Genomic DNA, 21,044 nt, shown 5'->3' with positions numbered 1-21,044 from the left:
CTGCATCCGATTTCAGGTGTATTGAGGAGTAACCATGTCGTATGTGATCGCGATGCCGGCAGCGTTGTCGGACGCCGCCGGGGATCTGGTCAGTATCGGTTCGGCGCTGCAGGCGGCCAGTTTGGCGTCGGCCGCGCCGACCACGGGGCTGTTGGCTGCCGGTGCTGACGAGGTGTCGGCGGCGATTGCGGTTCTGTTCAATTCACATGCGCAGGCCTACCAGGAGATCAGCGCTCAGGTGGCGGCGTTTCACGACCAGTTCGTCGCCAGCTTGTCCGCGGGAGCGAGTTCCTACGCCGGCGCCGAGGCGGCCAACGTGTCCCCGTTGCAGACGCTGGCGGGAGATTTGGTCGGCCTGGCCAATGCCCCCAGCCAGGCGGTGTTGGGACGGCCGCTGATCGGTGACGGCGCCAACGCCACCACGCCAGGTGGCAACGGCGGTGACGGTGGGTTGCTTTACGGCAACGGCGGGTCTGGCGCGGCCGGGTCACCGGGTCAACTCGGCGGTAAGGGCGGCAGCGCCGGCCTCTGGGGTGATGGCGGTGGCGGCGGTGCCGGTGGTTCCGGTCAAGCCGGCGGCGCCGGCGGCAGGGGTGGCTGGCTGTACGGCAACGGTGGCAACGGCGGTGCCGGCGGTGCCGCCGCGACACCCGGCGGCCGCGGCGGGGCAGGTGGCGCCGGCGGCAACGCGGGCCTCTGGGGTGCCGGCGGACAAGGCGGCGCCGGTGGCGCGGGTGCGGCCGGGGCTGACGCAGTCAATCCCCAAGGGCCCGTTTTTCAGCGGGAGGGTGTTCACGGACCGGACGGAATCGATCGCACCCCCTGGGATCCCGGCAACGGCACCGACGGTGGCCCCGGCAGCCCGGGGAGCCTGCCCGATACCAGCGGCGGCCAGGGTGGAACCGGCGGTTACGGCATGAATGACCACACGGGCACGGTGACCGGCGGCCACGGCGGAACCGGTGGCGCCGGCGCTCCTGGCGCGGCCGGTGGTGGCGGCACGGCCGGTGGTACCGGCGGCACGGGAGGTAACGCCACCAACAACCAGGGCGACGCCCGCGGCGGCGGTGGCGGCGTCGGTGGCGACGGCGGTGCCGGCTCCGCGGGCGGTACCGGCGGCAAGGGTGGCAGTGGAAGTCCCGGGTCCGGCCCCGGTCAGGGCTTCGGCGGCAGCGGCGGTGACGGGGGTATCGGCGGCGTCGGTGCCCGCGGCGGTGACGGTGGCGCTGGCGGTACCGGCTATGGAACCTCGGGCATCGGCGGTGTCGGCGGCGGAGGTGGCTCCGGGGGGGTCGGAGCCGCCGGTGGTGCCGGTGGCAGCGGTGGTGCCGGCGGCGCCGGAGGTCACGGCGGCTGGCTGGTCGGCAACGGAGGCAAGGGGGGCGCCGGTGGACTCGGGGCGGTCGGAGGTCTGGGAGCCGCGGCGGGCGACGGCGGTGTCGGCGGCAGTGGTGGCGATCTGAGCGCATACGGCAGCACCGGAGGTCACGGAGGTGCCGGTGGTACCGGTGGCGGCGGCGGTGACGGTGGCGCCGGTGGTGCCGGCGGGACCGGTGGCGGCAGCGGCTGGTTGGCGGGCGACGGCGGTGCGGGTGGTCTCGGTGGCGGCGGAGCCGCCGGTGGCCGCGGTGGGACCGGTGGCAACGGCGGCTTGGGCGGCGTGGGTGGCGCCGCGAACTATGCCGGCGGTGACGGCGGCACCGGCGGTGTCGGAGGCGCCGGCGGTGTCGGGGGCAACGGCGGTGACGGCGGAGACGGCGGAGCGGCCGGCTCCGGCAGCTTGCTCGGCCACGCCGGAACCGTCGGCGGCGGCGGCACCGGAGGCGCTGGGGTTGGTGGCGGCACCGGCGGCCACGGGGCGCTCGGCGGTGCGGGAGGCGACAGCAACTTCAAGATCGGCCGTCAGGGCGGTCCGGGTGGCGACGGGACGGTCGGCGGGACCGGCCACGACGGCAGAGCCGGCCGCTAGGCCTCACCTGGGCGCTCTCCGGATCGCTATGAACTGCTCATTTTTCGAAACGCCGGTAGTGCGGCGTGCAACAGCCAAACCGTCATGTTTGGGCGACTGAGGGGAATTGTCATGTCTTTCGTTTTCGTGTCATCTGAAGCGGTGGCCGCGGCGGCTGCGGACCTCGCCGATATCGGTTCGACGCTGCGCGGGGCCAATATGGCCTCGGCGGCACCGACGACGAGAATGTCGGCCGCCGGTGCCGACGAGGTATCGGCGGTGATCGCGGAGTTCTTCGGCTCGCACGGGCAGGCCTATCAGGAGGTCAGTGCCCGGGTGGCGGCGTTCCATGATCGATTCGTCCAGACGCTGACCGCAGGGGCGGGTGCGTATGCCAGTGCCGAGGCGGCCAATGCCACGCCGTTGCAGACGCTGGAGCGGGATGTGCTGGGGGTGATCAACGCACCTACCCAGGCGGTGCTGGGTCGTCCGCTGATCGGAGACGGGGCCAACGCCACGACCCCCGGTGGCAACGGCGGCGACGGTGGACTGCTGTATGGCAACGGCGGATCGGGTGCGGCCGGTGGCGCGGGCCAAACGGGTGGTCATGGTGGTAACGCCGGCCTATGGGGTAACGGGGGTAATGGCGCGGCCGGTGGTGCCGGTCAGGCCGGCGGGGCCGGCGGGACTGGCGGCTGGCTGTATGGCAATGGCGGCAACGGTGGCGGCGGGGGGAACGCGGTGCTCGCGGGTGGACACGGCGGTACCGGCGGTGCGGGCGGCGGTGCCGGCCTTATCGGTGCCGGTGGCCGCGGCGGAGACGGTGGTGCCGGAGCGGACGGCACGGCCGGCGTCAACCCCCACTTCAACCAGTTCGCCGGTGACGGGCCGGGCGGCACCGACGGCGCGAGTTACAACCAGCGCTTTCCCGGTACGGGAGCCGACGGTGGCACCGGTGGTGTCGGCAGCCAGCCCAACACCCGGGGTGGTACCGGCGGTACCGGGGGCAACAGCTACACCAACAACATGCCGGCGGTGCACGGCGGCAACGGTGGAGCCGGCGGCGACGGTGCCGCTGGGGTCGGCGACGGGCCCGGTACGCCAGGCGGAACGGGCGGTAACGGTGGCTCGGCCACCAATGGCCTTGGCCGCGCGAGCAGCAGCATCGGGGGCACCGGCGGGACCGGCGGAAACGGTGGCGCCGGCGCGGCGGGCGGAAATGGTGGTACGGGCGGGGACGCGTCGTCCGTCACCAACAACAACAACAGCCATGTGGTAGGTGGAGCCGGCGGGGCGGGCGGCCACGGGGGTGCCGGTGCCGCCGGCGGCGGCGGCGGCACGGGGGGTAACGCCGTGCGCGGCACTGGCGGCGTGGGTGGTGTCGGTGGCACCGGGGGTACCGGTACCGCCGCAGGTGACGCCGGCACCGGCGGAGCGGGCGGTGCGGGTGGCCACGGTGGCTGGTTGATCGGTAACGGCGGCGCGGGCGGCGTCGGCGGCCTGGGCGGGGCCGGCGGCAGTGCGGTACTGGCGCACGGCGGTTTCGGTGGCGACGGTGGCAACGGTGGAGGCGTCAACAGTCTCAACGGTGGCGGAGGCGGTCAGGGCGGCGCCGGCGGGGTCGGGGGCGCAGGCGGTGCCGGGGCGGCCGGTGGCGCCGGCGGCGCGGGCGGCGCCAGCGGTTGGCTGATCGGCGATGGCGGCGCGGGCGGTGCCGGGGGACTGGGGGGCGACGGTGGTGCCGCCGGCATTGGCGGTAACGGCGGCTCCGGCGGCACTGGAGCCGGCGCGGTGAGTACCGGTGGCAATGGTGGCTTCGGCGGAATCGGTGGTGATGGCGGTGCCGGCGGCAATGCGGGCGACGGTGGTGACGGTGGTACGGGTGGAGCGGGCGGTCTGTTCGGTCACGCCGGCAACATCGGCGCAGGTGGGGGCGGCGGCATCGGCGGCAGCGGCGGCGGTTTCGGTGACGGCGGTTCCGGTGGCGCCGGTGGGACCGGCAACGTGTCCGATGGCTCCACCGGTGGAACCGCCAGCCACGGCGCGGCCGGCGTGCGGGGCCTCGACGGCCGTACCGGGAAAGCCGGATGACGTCGCCTTGACTGTGAACTACCTCACAGTAGAATGACCGCTGGTCATTGACGCTAGGAGGCGCGTATGCCGACCGTTACGTGGGCCCGCGTCGATCCGGCTCGCCGCGCAGCCGTCATCGAAGCCGCGGAGGCCGAGTTCGGCGCCCACGGCTTTTCCAATGGCAGCCTCAACGTCATCGCCCGGCGCGCCGGCGTCGCCAAGGGCAGCCTGTTCCAGTATTTCGCGGACAAGCGCGACCTCTATGCCTACATCGCAGACGTCGCCAGCCAACGGGTGCGGGCGTATGTCGAAGGCATCATCCGCGAACTCGATCCGACTAGGCCGTTCTTCGAGTTCCTCACCGACCTGCTGGACGCCTGGGTCGCCTACTACGCCGAGCATCCCCGGGAACGCGCGCTGCATGCCGCGGCGACGCTGGAGGTCGATACCGACGCCCGCATCAGCGTGCGCAACGTCATCCACCGGCATTACCTGGAGGTGTTGCGCCCGTTGGTGACCGAGGCGTTGCGGCGCGGAGATCTGCGTGCCGACTCCGACACCGACGTGCTGATGTCGCTGCTGCTGATGATCTTTCCGCATCTGGCGCTGGCGCCCTACATGCGCGGTCTGGATCCGATCCTCGGCCTCGACGAGCCCACGCCGGAGCAGCCCGCGCTCGCCGTGCGCAGGCTCGTCGCGGTGCTTTCGGATGCGTTCGTCGCCCCGAGGCCGGCCGTCAGCCCAGCACGATCGAAGGAGTTCACATAACACGCACACATTCCGGCTCGATGGTCGCGGGCGGCCTCAACTGGAGCAGCCTGCCCCTGAAGCTGTTCGCCGGCGGCAACGCCAAATTCTGGAACCCGGCCGACATCGACTTTTCCCGCGACCGGGAGGACTGGGAGAAGCTGTCGGATGCCGAGCGGGATTACGTCATTCGGCTGTGCGCCCAGTTCATCGCCGGGGAAGAAGCGGTGACCGAGGACATCCAGCCGTTCATGGCCGCGATGCGCGCGGAGGGGCGGCTGGGTGACGAGATGTACCTGACGCAGTTCGCATTCGAGGAAGCCAAACACGTCCAGGTGTTCCGGCTGTGGCTTGACGCGGTAGGCGTGACAGCCGATTTGCACGGTTACCTCGATCCGCTGCCCACCTATCGGGAGATCTTCTATGACGAGTTGCCGGACTGCCTCAACGCGCTGACCGGCGATCCGTCGCCGGCGGCCCAGGTGCGGGCATCGGTCACCTACAACCACATCGTCGAAGGCATGCTGGCGCTCACCGGCTACTACGCCTGGAACAAGATCTGCGTCGAGCGAAAGATCCTGCCCGGCATGCAGGAGCTGGTGCGCCGCATCGGTGACGACGAACGGCGTCACATGGCCTGGGGCACCTTCACCTGCCGGCGCCACGTCGCTGCCGACGACGCCAACTGGACCGTCTTCGAGAACCGCATGAACGAGCTCATCCCGATGGCGCTGCGTCTCACCGCAGAAGGATTCGAGTTCTACGGCGATCACCCGCCGTTCGGCCTGCAGTCCGACGAGATGCTGCGATACTCCACCGACAAGGGCATGCGGCGGTTCGGCACCATCAGCAGTGCCCGCGGTCGCCCGGTGGGTGAGATCGACCTGGACTACTCACCGGTGCAACTCGAGGACGACTTCGCCGACGAAGATCGGCGCGCGCTCGCCGCCGTGAGTTAGCGCGAGCAGCATAGGTGCGCGAGCAGACACAAAATCGCCCAAAACAACGGCGTTTTGGGCGATTTTGTGTCTGCTCGGCGGCGGGGGTTATCCCACCCAGACGGTCTTGGCGTTGCAGAACTCCTTGATGCCCGCGCCCGCCAGTTCGCGTCCGTAGCCCGAACGCTTGACACCGCCGAACGGGAGCTCGGGATAAGACACCGTCATCCCGTTGATGAACACCTGGCCGGCTTCGATGTCGTCGATGAATCGCTGCTGCTCCGCGTCGTCCTGCGTCCAGGCGTTGGACCCCAACCCGAAGGTGGTGGCGTTGGCGATCTCGATCGCTTCGTCGATGTCGGCCGCCCGGTACACCGAGGCCACCGGCCCGAACACCTCTTCGGTGTAGAGCGCCATGTCCTTGGTGATGTCGGTGATCACCGTCGGTGGGTAGAACCAGCCCGGACCGTCCGGGGTCTTGCCGCCGCAGCGGACCTTCGCACCCGCAGCGACCGCGGCGTCCACCTGGCCGGCGATCTCGTCTCGCCCGCTCTGGGTGGCCAACGGTCCGACCTGGGTGTCCGGGTCGGTCGGATCGCCGACTTTCAGTGCCGACATCTGTTCGACGAACTTGTCCACAAACGCGTCGTAGATATCGGCGTGCACGATGAAACGCTTTGCGGCGATACAGGATTGGCCGTTGTTCTGCACTCGTCCGGTGACGGCGGTGCTGACCGCCTTGTCCAGGTCGGCCGAGGGCATCACGATGAACGGGTCGCTGCCGCCGAGTTCGAGCACGGTGGGCTTGATCTCGTCACCGGCGATGGCGCCCACCGACTGGCCGGCGGGTTCGCTTCCGGTGAGGGTGGCGGCCGCAACGCGGGGGTCGCGCAGGATCCGTTCGACGGTGCCGGACGAGACCAGCAGGGTCTGGAAGCACCCGTCCGGGAACCCGCCGCGGGCAATGACATCGGCGAGATACAACGCGCACTGCGGGACGTTGGACGCGTGCTTGAGCAGTCCGACGTTGCCGGCCATCAGCGCCGGCGCGGCGAACCTTACCGCCTGCCACAACGGGAAATTCCACGGCATGACCGCCAGCACCACCCCCAGGGGCTGGTAGCGCGAGTACGCCTTGGCGGCGTTCACCTTGCCGGCATCGGCGGGCTCGTCGGCCAGCAGCGCCTCCGCGTTCTCCGCGTAGTAGCGAAAACCTTTGGCGCACTTGATCACTTCCGCCTTGGCGCTGGCCAGCGTCTTGCCCATTTCCAGCGTCATGATGGCGGCGGTGTCGTCCGCCTCGGCTTCGAGCAGGTCGGCGGTGGCGTTTGCCCACTGGGCACGCTGGGCATAGGTGGTGTTGCGGCGGTAGTCCTGGAACCGCGCGTAGGCGCGCGCTATGGCCGCCTCGACTTCGTCGTCGGTTGCGGGCGTGAAGGTTTTGACTGTCTCGCCGGTGGCCGGGTTGATGGTGGCGATGGGCACGTCGGCCCTCCTGTCAGGGTTGTCGTGAACCGTCCGACAGCTAGCCTGCCACTATTGAGGAAACAGAGAGGTGGCGGATGTCTACAGCGGCTGAGCTGATCGTCAAGTGCCTGGAGAACGAGGGCGTATCCGTCGTGTTCGGTATCCCGGGGGAGGAGAACATCCGGCTCATCAAGGCGCTGGCGGCCTCGGACATCCGCTACGTCCTCACCCGGCACGAACAGGGTGCGGCCTTCATGGCCGAGATGTACGGCCGGGTCACCGGACGCGCTGCCGTGGTCTCGGCGACGCTCGGCCCGGGTGCCATCAACCTGCAGCTCGGCGTCGCCGACGCCACCACCAACAGCACCCCGATGGTCGCCATCTCCGCGCAGGTCGGCCAGGACCGCGAGTACAAAGAGTCACACCAGTACGTCGACCTGGTGTCGATGTTTGCCCCCATCACCCAGTGGTCGGCCGGTATCCCCACCGCACATGCCATACCGGAGATGATCCGCAAGGCATTCAAGGTCGCCGAGACCGAACGACCGGCGGCGGTGTATCTCGCGGTGCCCGAACAACTGGACGCAGATACCGCCGACTACCCGGAGCTGGCACCGTTACCACGAAACGTGGTCCGGGCTGACGCGCCGGCGGCTCGCCAGGTGGCGCGCGCGGCCGACATCCTGCGCGCGGCGCAGCGGCCGGTAGTGCTCGCCGGGCACGGCGCCGCCCGCAGCAACGCGACCGAGGCCTTGATCCGGTTCGCCGAGGAACTCGGCATCAAGGTCGCCAACAGCTTTCACGGCAAAGGTGTCATGCCGGACGATCATCCCAACGGCATCGGGACGCTGGGATTCATGCGACACGACTACGTCAACTTCGGGTTCGACAACGCCGATGTCGTTATCGCGGTCGGTTACGAGTTGCAGGAATTCGACCCGGTTCGCATCAACCCCCAGGCCGACAAGAAGATCATCCACATCCACCGCTTCCCGGCCGAGGTCGACGCGCATTACTCGGTGGACGTCGGCATCATCGGGGACATCAGCGACTCGCTGAATCAGCTGACCGAGGCGCTGGACGGACGCCGCTTCGATGACGTCGAAGTGCCCGGGTCGGGTCTGCTGGACGAGGAATTTGCTCGGGGACAACAAGATTCGCGATATCCACTGGCGCCGCAGCGGGTGGTGGCCGATACGCGGGAGGCGCTGGGGCGCAACGACGTGGTGCTGGTCGACACCGGTGCCACCAAGATGTGGATGGCCCGGCTTTACCCGACCTATCAGCGCAACACCTGCTTGATCTCGAACGGACTGTCCACCATGGGTTTTGCGCTGCCCGGAGCGCTGGGGGTGAAGCTGGCGCAGCCGGACGAGAAGGTGCTGGCTGTGATGGGCGACGGTGCCTTTCTGATGAACTCCCAGGAGATCGAGACCGCGGTGCGGGAGAAAATTCCGCTGGTGGTCCTGATCTGGGAGGACGGCGGATACGGCCTGATCGAGTGGAAGATGGACCTCGAACTCGGCGAGCACCACTTTGTGTCGTTCGGTAATCCGGATGTGGTGAAGTACGCGGAAAGTTTTGGCGCCAAGGGATATCGGATCAACAGCGCCGAGGAGCTGTTGCCGACGTTGCGGGCTGCACTGGACGGTGACGGCGTGTCGATCATCGCGTGCCCGGTCGACTACTCGGAGAACTTGCGGCTCACCGACCGGCTGGGCAAGTTGGACGAGACGCTGTAGTCAGCCGGGAGTACGTCGCAGTGGCGTCATTGGTCGATGCGCGTCAGGGTGAATCTGTCACTGTGGTCGGCCAGACCGCACGGCGCGGCCTCATTGAAGAAGTCCACCTCGCCGGCGAGCGTGACCGGATCCCACGACTGTGTGACGGTCACCGGATGATCGCTGGCAGGGATCCATCGGCCGAAGTCCCCTGCGGTATGACCGGGACAGGTCAAGCCCCCCGGGATAGTCCGCGTGTTGACATAACGTCCACCGACCAGCGGTGCATCGAACCCTCGCCCGGAAGAGGTCGTGACATGGGCGACGCAGTCAGGTGTGCAGGTAGTCGTGATAAACCACGTTCCGGTGTCGCCGTCTTCGTCTGCGTAGAGGTAAACACCACCCGATGTGGGCGCCTCGGCTTGTGCTGGTGGGGGTGTGGCGCTGAGTCCCAGGACGGTGGCGAGCGCCGCCGCCGCGGTAAGTGTTCTCGGCCTCATTGTGACCTCCTTCATCGACATAATGCGAACGATATGTCACGAAATTAACGTCGTTAATAGTTCGTGAGGTATGACTTCGCTATGAGGACGGCGGGCCCCGGAGGCGCGGCGGCCGACCGCAGTGCCGCGGGTCGGGGTGGTCCTGGGTCAGATTGCGACAAAGCATTTCTTTGCAACATGTTTCGCCGCCAGCGCCGCTTCTCGGCGCGTTCAGATCAGTCCGAGCAACTTCAAGTCGGTGGCGTATTTGACGATGATCGGCGCCGTGATCCGCGGGATGTCTTTGTCCGGGCCGATTTTCGCGTGCTGGACCGCGGCGCGGAACCGCTCGTTCGGCGCGATTGATCCGCGGGTGGGCGGTGGGGCGCCCGGCTGATCCTGCATCAGCAACAACAGCGGCAGCAGTGAGCGCTCGCGCTGGTGTTCTGGCAGGTTGCGCAGGCCGGCCTCGAGTTGCTTTGTCCAGTCGCGGTAGTCCGCGATACGCCGGATCGGGTGACCGGCGTCGATCAGCCAGTCGATGAACGTGTCGAGTCCGACGCCGTCGTCGTGCGGGTTCATCACGTGGTAGGTCTGGAACCCGTCGGTCACCGCCACGCCCAGTGTGCTGATCGATTCGGCGACGAATCCGACTGGTAGGCCGTCGTAGTGCGCACGTTGACGGTTCCCGTTCTCGTCGAGCTGGTAGAACGAGCCGGGCGCGACGCCCGTGGCGATCACGCTCATCATGAGCCGGGTGAAGTTGTCCGGCACGTTCAGTTGTCCTGCGTAGCCGGTGTCGGCCGTGATGTCGGCGCAGCGGAACACCGCGACCGGCAGGCCGCAGTCATCATGGGCCTCCCGCAGCAGCACCTCGCCGGCCCATTTGCTGTTCGCATAGCCGTTGCGATAGCTGTGGTTGTTGGAGCGAGTGGGGCTGAGCATCCGAATGTCGGCGTCCTCGGTGAATGCCGACCGGTCTAGCGGCTCGCCCACCGCCGCGGTCGACACGTACAGGTAGGGCTTGAGCCGGGTGGTCAGCGCAAGGCGGATCAGCTCGGCGGTGCCCAGCGTGTTGGGGCCGAACAGCTGGCTGTAGGGCAGTAGGTGGTGGACCCTGGCCGCGGGGTCGACGATAAGTTCGACCGTGTCTGCCAGCCGCTGCCAGGTTCGTGGGTCTAGACTCAAGTGCGGGCGGCTCTTGTCGCCGGCGATCACTTCGAGATGGTCGGCGGCCAGCTGCTGGTAGTGAGCGAACAGCTTGGGATCGGTGTCGAACGTGCTGTCGAGCCGGCGTCGTGCGTGTTGGTCGGATTCCGCACGCACCACGCAGATCACCGTGCCGCCTACCCGCTCCATCCGCTGCAGCCATTCCAGCGCGAGGTACCGCCCGAGAAATCCGGTGGCGCCGGTCAGCAGTACCGTTTTCGCCTCGGCGCGGCAACGGGGCAGCGAGGGCGCCGTCGCCAGCGTCGGGGCGTCGATGAACTTGTCGAGGGTCAGGTCGCGGGCGTGCACCTCGGCGCAGTCGTGGCCGTGCACGGACGCGAAGCCGGTCGGCGCCGGATCGAGCGGGGCGGGTTTTGCCGGGTTGTCGCGCACGTGGGTGCAGATGCCGGTGAGCGCCTCGAACCACAGCTCGCCCAACCGGGTGATCTGGTGCTCGTCGAATGCCGGCGGCACCCACGTCCAGCCGGCCTGCAGCCGGGGACCCGTGTCGCCGTCGACGGTGACCGCGTTGAGTGCCACGCTGTGCGTCGACGGCTGCCATGTCTCATTGCCGGCCGCGGCGGCCTGCAGCAGTTCCGAGGTGGTGATCTGCCAACTTCCGGCATCGGGCGGTGCCTGCCCCGCCGAAACGCCGAAGCGGCCGAAATAGTTGAACGCTATGGGCGGGTCGGCTCCGGCAAGCTCGGTGTCGGGGTTGAGGTAGCGCAGCAAGCCGTAGGTCAGGCCGTCGGGGGCGGCGCGCAGCTGTTGTACGGCGTCCTTGAGCACCGCATTCAAGGCAGCGTCCCCGGACGCGATCTGCGTCCAGTGCAGCCCCTGCACCGTCAACGCCACGGGGTATTTGGTGGTGAACCAACCGATCGTGCGGGACAGGTCGGTGCCGGGGGCTATTTCTTCCTGGCGTCCATGACCTTCGACGTCGATGACGATCGGGGTGTCCGGGTGACCCAGAAACTCCGTCCATGCCAGGGCGTAGGCGATCAACAGAATTTCGTGGACGCCGGTGTCGAACGCGGCCGGTACCGCTCCGAGCAGCATGCGTGTGGCATCGGTACTCAGCCGGGCCGACCAATGCCGGGGGCCGGCGGCGGAATTGAGCGCAGGCAGCGCCGGCGGGATCCTCGCGATCTGTTGCCAAGCCGGCAGTTGACTTGTCACGGCCGCGCTGCGCGCGTACTCGGCCAGCGTCGCGGCCCAGGTGCGAAACGACGTGCCATGAGTGGGCAGCACCGCACGTCGCCCGCGGCGGTGTTGGTCCCAAGCGGTGTTGAGGTCGTCTTGGATGATGCGCCATGACACCCCATCGACGCCCAGATGGTGAATGGCCAACAACAGCTGTGCTGTCGAGGAGATCCAGATCGCGCTGATCATCGCTCCGCCGGTGGGTTCCAGCCGCGACCAGGCCATGGTCAGGGTTTCCGGTGTGAGCTCGTAGTCCTGCAGTAGGAAATCGCCGGCGTCCAGCGAGCCGGGTTCGGGCACCGACAGTGACCAGCCGTCGGCGGCGTCGGATTCGACGCGCAGCCGCAGCATCCCGTGGCGGTCCAGCAGAGCCTGCAGCACGATGGCGACCTCGGGTTCGGTGACTTCGCGCGGGGCTTGTATCAGGAATGTCTGGTTGAACTGCTCGTCGAGGTCGTCGATGCTCTGTAGCCAGCGCATGATCGGCGTCGGGGTCACGTCGCCGACCCCGTCATCCACCTCGGTGTCGTCCGGTTCGACCAGCCGCGCGAACTGGGCCACTCCGGCAACGCTCTGCGCGGTGAAGACATCCCGGGGCCGGCAGCTGACCCCGGCGGCCTGCGCCCGGGCGGCGACCTGAATCGCCAGGATGCTGTCGCCGCCCAGATCGAAGAAGGAGTCGTCGATTCCGACCCGATCGAGGCCGAGCACCTGGGCGTAGATGGTGGCCAGAATGCTTTCGACCGTCGTGCTGGGGGCGCGGTAGGAGTCGGTGTCGCCGTACTGGGGAGCCGGCAGAGCCTGGGTGTCGAGTTTGCCGTTGATGGTCAACGGCAACGTCTCCAGCGCGACGACGGCGGAGGGCACCATGTACGGCGGCAGCCTCTTGGCCAGCGCGGGGCGGATGTCAGCCGGGTTGGCGGTTCCGGTGAGGTAGGCCACCAGGCGTTTGTCACCCGGTGGGTCCTGACGCGCGATCACCACCGCCTGGTCGACGCCGTCGAGTTCGGCCAGAACGGTGGCTACGCCGGCGGGTTCGATGCGGTGGCCCCGGATCTTGACTTGTTCGTCGGCGCGGCCGACATACTGCAGCTGACCGTCGCTGCCCCAGCGCACCAGGTCCCCGGTCTGATACATCCGGGTGCCGGCACCCCCGAACGGGCAGGCCACGAACCGGGTGGCGGTCAACTTCGCACGGCGCCAGTACCCGCACGCCACCCCGGACCCGCCCACGTACAACTCGCCGACCACGCCGGCCGGCACCGGCCGCAACCAGCGATCCAGCACGAACAACGCCGCACCCGCTACCGGGTGGCCGATCGGCGGCGTCCCCGAGCCCGGTTTCAACGGTTCGCTCATCGACACGTACATCGTGGTCTCGGTCGGACCGTACTGATTGACCATCACCCGCCCGCCGGCCCACCGGTCCACGACCTCGGAGGGGCAGGCCTCGCCACCGACGACCAATGCCGCCGATTCCAATCCGTCGGGCGGCAAAACGGTTACCGCAGAAGGGGTTTGGACCAGCATGTCGACTTTCTCGGAGACCAGCAAGGCGTGAAAGTCGCTGGGGGAGCGCGTGATCGATTCGGGAATCACCACCAGCCGTGCACCGTGCAGGAGTGCGGCCCACACCTCGAACACCGAAAGGTCGAAGGCGTAGGAATGGCACTGGGTCGTCGTGTGCCCCGCGGCCGGCGTGAACGAGGTTGGCGCTGCGATGAGTTGGGCGATGTTGCGGTGGGTGATGGCGACGCCCTTGGGGCGTCCGGTGGTGCCGGAGGTGTAGAGGATGTAAGCGAGGTTGTCGGCGTCGTGGTGCGGCAGCCCGGTGCTGGGATGAGTGGCGATGGCGGGGTCGTCGACGTCGATGACGGGCAGGTCGTGGCGGTCCAGGCCGGCTGCCAGTTCGCTGGTGGTCAGTAGCGCGGCGGGGGCTGCGTCGCCGAGCATGAACGCGATCCGCGCCGGGGGGTGAGTGGGATCGATGGGGAGATAGGTGGCCCCGGTTTTCCACACGGCCAGCATCGAGACGATCGCCTGGACCGAGCGGCTGAACAGCAGAGCGACCGTGTCGCCCGGACCGATCGGGTGGCCGCTGAGGCGGTGGGCCAATCGATTCGCGGCGGCGTCGAGTTCCCGGTAGGTCAAAACGGTGTCCCCGCAGACCAGGGCTGTGGCGTCGGGGGTGCGGGCGACCTGGGCGCTGAACAGCTGGGCGACCGACGCCGCGTCGACCGGCCGTTGGCGCAGGGCCGCGAGGTTACCCCACTCGAACAGGCCGGCGCGCTCGGCGTCGTCGACCAGGTCCACCCCGGACAACGGCCGGTCGGGATGGCTGGTCGTCACCCGCAGCAGCCGTTGCAGCCGGCTCAGCAGCGCTTCGATGGTGGCGGCGTCGTAGACGTCGGTTCGGTATTCGAGACTGCCGATGATGCCGGCGGGCTCCCCGGCATGGGTGAAACGCTCCGAAAGCGAAAAAGCCAGGTCCATGCGAGCGGTGTGGGTATCGACCGGTACCGGGGTGACGTCGAGCTCGCCGAGGGCGACCGCGGTCGCGGGGTCGTGGTTCTCGGGCAGGTTCTGCCAGGCCATCAGCACCTGGATGAGGGGGTGGTGGGCCATCGACCGGGCCGGGTTCAGCCGATCGACGAGCACTTCGAAGGGCACGTCTTGGTGGTCGAAGGCTTCCAGGCTGCGGGTGCGGACCTGGGTCAGCAGTTGGCTGAACGTGGGATCACCGGACAGGTCGACGCGCAGCACGAGGGTGTTGACGAACATCCCGACGAGGTGGTCGAGCGCGGGGTGGGTGCGGCCGGCGGTGGGGATCCCGATGGCCACATCGGTGCCGGCGCTGAGCTGAGCCAGCAGGGCTGTCAGGCCGGCGTGGATCACCATGAAACTGGTGGCGTGGTGTTCGCGGGCCACCCGGGCTATCTCGCGTTGCAGCGTTGCGGGCCAGTGGATGTCGATGTGGGCGCCACGGTGATCGGCCACCCGTGGGTAGGGCCGGTCGGTGGGCAACTCGAGGCGCTCCGGCATCCCGGCCAGTGTGTCCTCCCAGTATCGCAGCTGGGTGCTGATAGCACTGTCGGCGTCGGTGAGCTCGCCGAGGTTGGCGCGCTGCCACAGGGTGTAGTCGAGGTAGCACACCGGCAGATCGGCCCACTGCGGGCTGCGACCGGCGATGCGGTCCAGGTAGGCGGTGTTCAGGTCATCGGTCAGCGGCGCGAGGGACCAACCGTCGGCGGCGATGTGGTGCACGGTGACCACTAGCACGTGTTCGTCGTTGCTCAGCGTGAAAAGCCTTGCGCGCAGCGGTATTTCGGTCGTCAGTTCGAACCTGTGGCGAACCGCGGTGTCGATGGCGTGCTGCAGCCTGTCGGGCACCCAGGCGGTCGCGTCGACGACATCCCAGGGCAGGCCGGCCTGGTCGGTGGGTATGACCACCTGCCGGGGAACCCCGTCGGTCGAGGGGAACACGGTCCGCAGTGTGTGGTGTCGCTCGATGAGGTCGGCCAGTGCGTGGGCCAGCGCATCGATATCAAGGTGTCCGCACAATCGCAGCGCCCACGCCATGTTGTAAACCGGTGAGGGGCCCTGAAGTTGGTCGAGGAACCACAGCCCCTCCTGGGCAAACGACAGCGGGACCACCGCCGGAAGTGCGCCGGCCGTCAACGGTGTCGGCCGCGGTGCGCCCGCACCCATGCACTGGGCAAGGGCGGTGATGGTGGGTGCGTCGAACAGCGTGCGGACGCTGAGGCCGGCGTCCAGGGTGGTGTTGATGGCCGCGATGACGCGCATCGCCGAGAGCGAATCTCCGCCGAGATCGAAGAAGGAGTCGTCGACCCCGACCCGGTCGAGGCCGAGCACCTGGGCGTAGATGGTGGCCAGGATGTCTTCGATGGTCGTCGTGGGCGGGCGGTAGGAGTCGGTGTGGCCGTATTGGGGAGCCGGCAGGGCCCGGGTGTCGAGTTTGCCGTTGACGGTCAGCGGCAGTGCTTCCAGGGCGACGACGGCGGCGGGCACCATGTACGGCGGGAGTTTCCCGGCCGACTCGGCCCGGATGTCGCCCGGGTCGGCGGTACCGGTGATGTAGGCAACCAGGCGCTTGTCGCCGGGCTGGTCCTCGCGGGCGATCACCACGGCTTGCTCGACGCCGTCGAATTCGGTGATTAAGGTGGCGATCTCGGCGGGTTCGATGCGGTGGCCGCGGATCTTGACTTGTTCGTCGGCGCGGCCGATGTAGTGCAGTTCGCCGTCGGCGGCCCAGCGCACCAGGTCTCCGCTGCGGTACATCCGGGTCCCGGCCCCGCCGAAGGGGCAGGCCACGAATCGGGCGGCGGTCAACGCCGATCGGCGCCAGTACCCGTAACCCACGCCCGCCCCCGCCACGTACAACTCTCCGACCACGCCGGCCGGCACCGGCCGCAGCCACCGGTCCAGCACGAAGAACGCTGCGCCGGGCAACGGGACACCGATCGGGCTGGTCGCGCCGGTCGCGTCCGGCTCGAGGATCCGCCGGTAGGAGGCATGCACGGTGGTTTCGGTGATGCCGTACATGTTGATCAGCCGCGGGGCCTGCGGATGGTTGCTCAACCACGTCCGGATGCGTTGTGGCTCAAGGGCTTCGCCGCCGAACACCACGGTTTCCAGCTGCAGTTGTCGGCTCAGGTCGGGCTGTGCCGCCTCGGCGGCCTGCAGCGCGTAGAACGCTGAGGGGGTTTGGCTCAGCATGGTCACCCGCTCGGCGACCAGCAGGGCCAGCAGATCCGACGGCGAGCGGGTGATCGGCTCGGGCACCACGACCAGCCGCCCACCGTGCAGCAACGCGCCCCAGATCTCCCACACCGAGAAATCGAACGCATAGGAATGGCACTGGCTCCACACCTGCCGTGGCTTCGGTGTCAGATCCGCAGTCAGCGAGCCGAATAACCGGGTGATGCAGCTGTCCGGAATCGCTACGCCTTTGGGAACGCCGGTGGTGCCTGAGGTGTAGATGATGTGGGCGATGTTGTCGGCAGTCGGTAGCGGCAGGGCGTCCGGGGGATAGGAGATACTGATGGTGGGGTCATCGACATCGATGATCACCGGGCCTGGTCGGTCAAGCCGGCTTGCCAGCCCGGTCTTCGTGATCACCGCGGCCGGCGTGGCGTCGCCGATGATGAATTCGACGCGGGCGTCGGGGTGGTTCGGGTCGATCGGCAGGTAAGCGGCTCCGCTCTTGAGCACCGCCAGGATCGCGACGATGGCCTCAGGGCAGCGCTGCAGAAAGACACCCACCGCATCACCGGGACCGATGCCCCGGTCGCGCAACAGGTGGGCAAGGCGGTTGGAAGCCTCGTCGATCTCGCGGTAGGAGAGCGAGTGTCCGTCGAAGCTCAGCGCGACGGCATCGGGTAGGCGACTGACCTGGGCGGCAAACAACGCCGGTATCGATGCCCGCTCCCGGTCGGCGGGGTAGGTGAGAACCGTGCGATTGCTCCACCGCGCCAGGCGTGCGTCGGCGGCGTCATCGAGCAGGACGATCGACGACAGCCGCCGTTGCGGATCGGCGGTCAGTGTGGTCAGGACGTGCAGGTAGTAGTCGACGATGGTGCTGATGGTGTCGCGGTCGAAGATGTCGGTGGCGTATTCGATGCTGGCCGCAAGGGGCTGCGGGCACCGCTCGGACGGCTGTTGCGGGGCGATGATTTCGATTTGCAGATCGAATTTGGCGCCATGCGGACGGGTGGGTATTGGTCGGGCCCAAAGCCCGGGGAATTTCATCGTCGGCGATGGCGTGTTCTGCAAAAGGAAAGCCACTTGAAAGAGTGGGTGGTGCGCCCCTGAGCGAGTCGGGTTGAGCCGCTGTACCACCCGCTCGAATGGAACGTCCTGATGGTTGTAGGCCGCCAGCGCTTTTTGTCTCACCTGGGAAAGAATCTCGGTGAAACTGGGATTGCCCGCCGTCTGGACGCGCAGCACCCAGGTGTTGACGAAAAACCCGACCAGATCGGAGAGAGCGGCATCGGTACGCCCGCTCATCAGCCCGCCGATCGTCACGTCGTCACCGGCGCCAAGTTTGTGCAACAGCACCGCGACCGCGGCCTGATACACCATCGACGCCGTTGCCTCGCAGCGTTGAGCTACCTGTTTCACCTGCTCTTGCAGGCGCGTGTCGACAACGAAATGGACGACGTCACCGGCGAAGGACTGTCGGGCGGGGCGGGGCCGGTCAAACGGTAGCGCCGTTTCTTCGGGCGCCCCTTCGAGCTCGGAATACCAATAGGCCAACTGACGTGACAGCACACTGGCCGGGTCGTCATCGCTGCCCAGGAATTTCTGCTGCCACAGCGTGTAGTCGCCGTATTGCAGCGGCAGCGGCGACCAGGTGGGTTGGTGGCCTTCGCTGCGGGCGGTGTAGGCGCGCACGAGATCGGAGAAGAAAGCGATCATCGACACGCCGTCGGCGGCGATGTGATGGATCACCACCACCAACACGTGTTCGACAGCGGAAAGCTTCAGCAGCTCGGCGCGGATCGGGATCTCTGTTGCCAGATCGAAGAGCCGGCCTGCGGCGTCGTTTATCCGGCAACCGACCTCCTGCTCGTCGGCGACGTCGATGACTGCAAAAGCCGGTTCGTACTCGCCGGCTTTCACTATCTGCTGATAAGGGGTTCCCTGTTCACAGATGAAGCGGGTGCGCAGGCTTTCGTGGCGTTCGATGACATCGCCGATGGCCGTACGAAGTGCCGCCGCGTCGAGGTCTCCGGTCAGTCTCAGCGCCATGGGGATGTTGTAGATCGGTGTCGCGTCGGCGGTCTGTTCGATGAACCACAGCCGGCGTTGGGCAAACGACAACGGCAAGCGCTGCGGGCGCAGCTGCGGGCCCAGCACCAGATCCAGTCCCGCTGCGGTGGCATCGGTGGTGGCGGTGAGTAGCCCGGCCAGATGCTGGGCTGTCGCGGCGGGGGTGGGGTGGTCGAAGGCCAGGGTCGCCGGCAGGGGTAGGCCGGTGTGACGGGTCAGTGTGTTGCGGAATTCCAGTGCGCTCAGCGAGTCCATGCCGAGGTCTCTGAACGGCAGGTCGGGATCGAGTGCGGTCGGGTCGGGGTGAGCCAACACGGCGGCCGTGGTCGTCGCGACGAGGGCATTGAGGGTCGCGAGTTGTTGCTGTGGCGTCTGGCGGGCCAGTTGTCTGATCAGTGTGTCGGCCGGGGCAATGGTGCTGGCGTGCCGCCGGGCGGTCGTCAGAGCCGACAAGATGACCGGCAAGGCGCCGTGGCGTGCTTGGCGCGCCAGTGCGCGGGTGTTGAACGGGGTCGGGATCAGGTTGGGTTGCCGGGATGCCAGCGCGGCATCGAACAGCGCCAGACCGTGCTCGATGGTGATCGGCGTCAGATTGTTACGGGTGAACCTCGCCTGGTCCACCGCGTCGAGATGAGCGGTCATGGCGCTGGCGGTCTCCCAGTATCCCCAGGCCAAACTGGTCGCCGGCAAGCCGTCGCAATGGCGTTTTCGGGCCAGCGCATCCAAGACGGCGTTGGCCGCCGCGTAGTTGGCCTGCCCGAGGGCCCCGAGAACCCCCGCCGCCGAGGAGAACATCACAAACGCGTCCAGCTCAACGTCAGCGGTCAACCGATGCAGGTGCCAGGCGGCGTCGGCTTTGCCGCCCAGCACGGTGGCGAGTTGCTCGCCGGTCAGTTCACTGACCACCGCGTCGTCGAGAACTCCCGCGGCGTGGATCACGCCACGCAACCGATGTCGGGCTGGGATGGCGGCCAGCACCGCAGCCAGTTGCTCGCCGTCGCTGCTGTCGCATGCCGCGATGCTGACCTGGGCGCCCAGCCGCGTTAACCGCTCGCAGAGATCAGCAGCTCCGGCAGCGTCCATACCGCTGCGAGACACCAACAGCAGATGCCGGACACCGTATCTGGTGACCAGATGCTCTGCGAAAACCGCACCCAGCGTCCCGGTCCCCCCGGTGATCAACACCGTGCCGTCGGGATCGAACGCGACGGGGTGTGCGGGTGCCCGGGTCGGGGCGAGTCGGGGGGTGTGGACCACACCGTCGCGCACGGCGACCTGGGGCTCCACGGCGGTTCGCCGGGCCGGGTCCGCGAGCGCGCCGACGACCTTGACCAGGGTGCGCTCTGTGGCCGGCGTGGTGTCGATGTCGACCACCGTGATCCGGCCCGGGTGCTCGTTCTGGGCGCTGTGGATCAGGGCCCACACGGCGGCTTGAGCCAGGTCGGGGGCCGGCTCGCGGGGGCCTGTGCTGACCGCTTGCCGGGTCACGATCATCAGATGAGCGTCGACATCGGCAGCGCGGGCCAGCCAGGTTTGCAATCCGGCCAATGTGCGAAGGGCCGAGACGTGGACCTGTTGCAGCGGGTCGGGTTCCTCGTCGCCGGGCTGCTCGTCGCCGGGCTGCGATGTCACGTCCCACACCGCAAGTGCCGGCAACGAATCCATGGCGGCTACATCTGATTGAACATGGCGTTCACCCGAACCGGCGGGAAATAGCGCAGGGTGCTCACTGATCAGTGTCCACGCCGGCAACACCGTCGGGCTGGGTAACACGTCAGCCGGCAACGGCGGCCAGGCCAACTCAAACAAGCCCTCCCGGGAATCCTCGTGTCCGGGTCGGAGGCTGTCCGGGGTCGGCAGTGCCTGCAGGGCCACGGTGTCGATGGTGATCACCGGCGCGCCCGCGGGGTCGGTGGCGTGCAGGGTGAAGCTGTCGGCGCCGGTGCGGGTGAGGTGGACGTGCAGGCGGCTCGCTTCGATCGCGTGCAAGGTGACGCCGGTGAAGGCGAACGGATGCCGCGGGTCTGGGGCATCACTGTCGGACAACGCTGCGGACAATGGATGCAACGCGGCATCCAGTAGGGCGGGGTGAATGCCATAGCCGGCGGTGTCGACGTCATCGGGCAACGCCACGGCGGCGTGAATGGTGTCCGGGTGTGCCGGGTCCTTGCCCATCGTCTGCAATGAGCGGAACGCGCCGCTGCACTTCAATCCATGCTGGGCGAGTCGCGCATAGAAACCGTCGGGCAGGGCAGCGAGCGCTGCCCCATCCGACGGTGGCGGCAGCGGGAAGGACGGCGGGGGGCGGTTGCTCAGCGTGCCGGTGGCATGCGCGGTCCAGGTGGCGCGGCGGTGCGGTTGATCACCGGTGCGCGCGTGCACGGTGAAGGGTCGGCGTCCCTGCTCGTCGGGCGGGTGCACGCTGATCTGCAGATCAGTCGCGGCGTCGGGGTCAAGGGCCAGAGGC

The 21,044-nt window shown here is 68.1% G+C and carries 9 protein-coding genes; 6 read left to right on the top strand and 3 right to left on the bottom strand.

Annotation, left to right across the window (positions count from 1 at the left end):
- Positions 1-34 precede the first annotated feature (34 nt).
- From ACX9NE_RS20125 to ACX9NE_RS20110, 4 genes are all read left to right on the top strand, one after another.
- Positions 35-1,969, top strand: coding sequence for a PE family protein (locus tag ACX9NE_RS20125; RefSeq protein ID WP_459362768.1), 1,935 nt, complete (start codon positions 35-37; stop codon positions 1,967-1,969).
- Positions 1,970-2,080: 111 nt separating this feature from the next.
- Positions 2,081-4,039, top strand: coding sequence for a PE family protein (locus ACX9NE_RS20120; RefSeq protein ID WP_459362769.1), 1,959 nt, complete (start codon positions 2,081-2,083; stop codon positions 4,037-4,039).
- 66 nt (positions 4,040-4,105) lie between these two features.
- Positions 4,106-4,789 (top strand): TetR/AcrR family transcriptional regulator, encoded by a 684-nt coding sequence (locus ACX9NE_RS20115; RefSeq protein ID WP_459362770.1) that lies wholly within the window; start codon positions 4,106-4,108, stop codon positions 4,787-4,789.
- Positions 4,786-5,727 carry a R2-like ligand-binding oxidase gene (locus ACX9NE_RS20110; RefSeq protein ID WP_459362781.1) on the top strand — a complete coding sequence of 314 codons (942 nt, stop codon included), beginning with the start codon at positions 4,786-4,788 and terminating at the stop codon, positions 5,725-5,727. The genes ACX9NE_RS20115 and ACX9NE_RS20110 overlap by 4 nt, the downstream gene beginning before the upstream one ends.
- An 87-nt stretch (positions 5,728-5,814) precedes the next feature.
- Here the strand turns inward: ACX9NE_RS20110 and ACX9NE_RS20105 are convergent, their stop codons facing one another.
- Positions 5,815-7,191, bottom strand: a complete 1,377-nt coding sequence (locus tag ACX9NE_RS20105; protein ID WP_459362771.1) for an NADP-dependent succinic semialdehyde dehydrogenase — start codon at positions 7,189-7,191, stop codon at positions 5,815-5,817.
- Positions 7,192-7,268: 77 nt separating this feature from the next.
- On the opposite strand from ACX9NE_RS20105, the gene ACX9NE_RS20100 reads away from it, so the two are divergent.
- Positions 7,269-8,915 carry an acetolactate synthase large subunit gene (locus tag ACX9NE_RS20100; protein ID WP_459362772.1) on the top strand — a complete coding sequence of 549 codons (1,647 nt, stop codon included), beginning with the start codon at positions 7,269-7,271 and terminating at the stop codon, positions 8,913-8,915.
- A gap of 26 nt (positions 8,916-8,941) precedes the next feature.
- On the opposite strand, the gene ACX9NE_RS20095 is transcribed toward ACX9NE_RS20100, so the two are convergent.
- Both ACX9NE_RS20095 and ACX9NE_RS20090 read right to left on the bottom strand, forming a co-directional pair.
- Complete coding sequence (locus ACX9NE_RS20095; RefSeq protein ID WP_459362773.1) at positions 8,942-9,394, bottom strand: hypothetical protein; 453 nt, start codon at positions 9,392-9,394, stop codon at positions 8,942-8,944.
- Positions 9,395-9,604: 210 nt separating this feature from the next.
- A complete protein-coding gene (locus ACX9NE_RS20090) occupies positions 9,605-20,827 on the bottom strand; it encodes an amino acid adenylation domain-containing protein (RefSeq protein WP_459370754.1) in 11,223 nt (3,740 codons plus the stop codon).
- Here ACX9NE_RS20090 and ACX9NE_RS20085 point away from each other — a divergent pair.
- Positions 20,792-21,044: hypothetical protein (locus tag ACX9NE_RS20085; RefSeq protein ID WP_459362784.1), on the top strand; the 253-nt coding region annotated here is incomplete at its 3' end. The genes ACX9NE_RS20090 and ACX9NE_RS20085 overlap by 36 nt on opposite strands.

The organism is Mycobacterium sp. ML4, from assembly GCF_054515735.1.
This window is presented reverse-complemented; position numbering and strand designations above follow the sequence as displayed.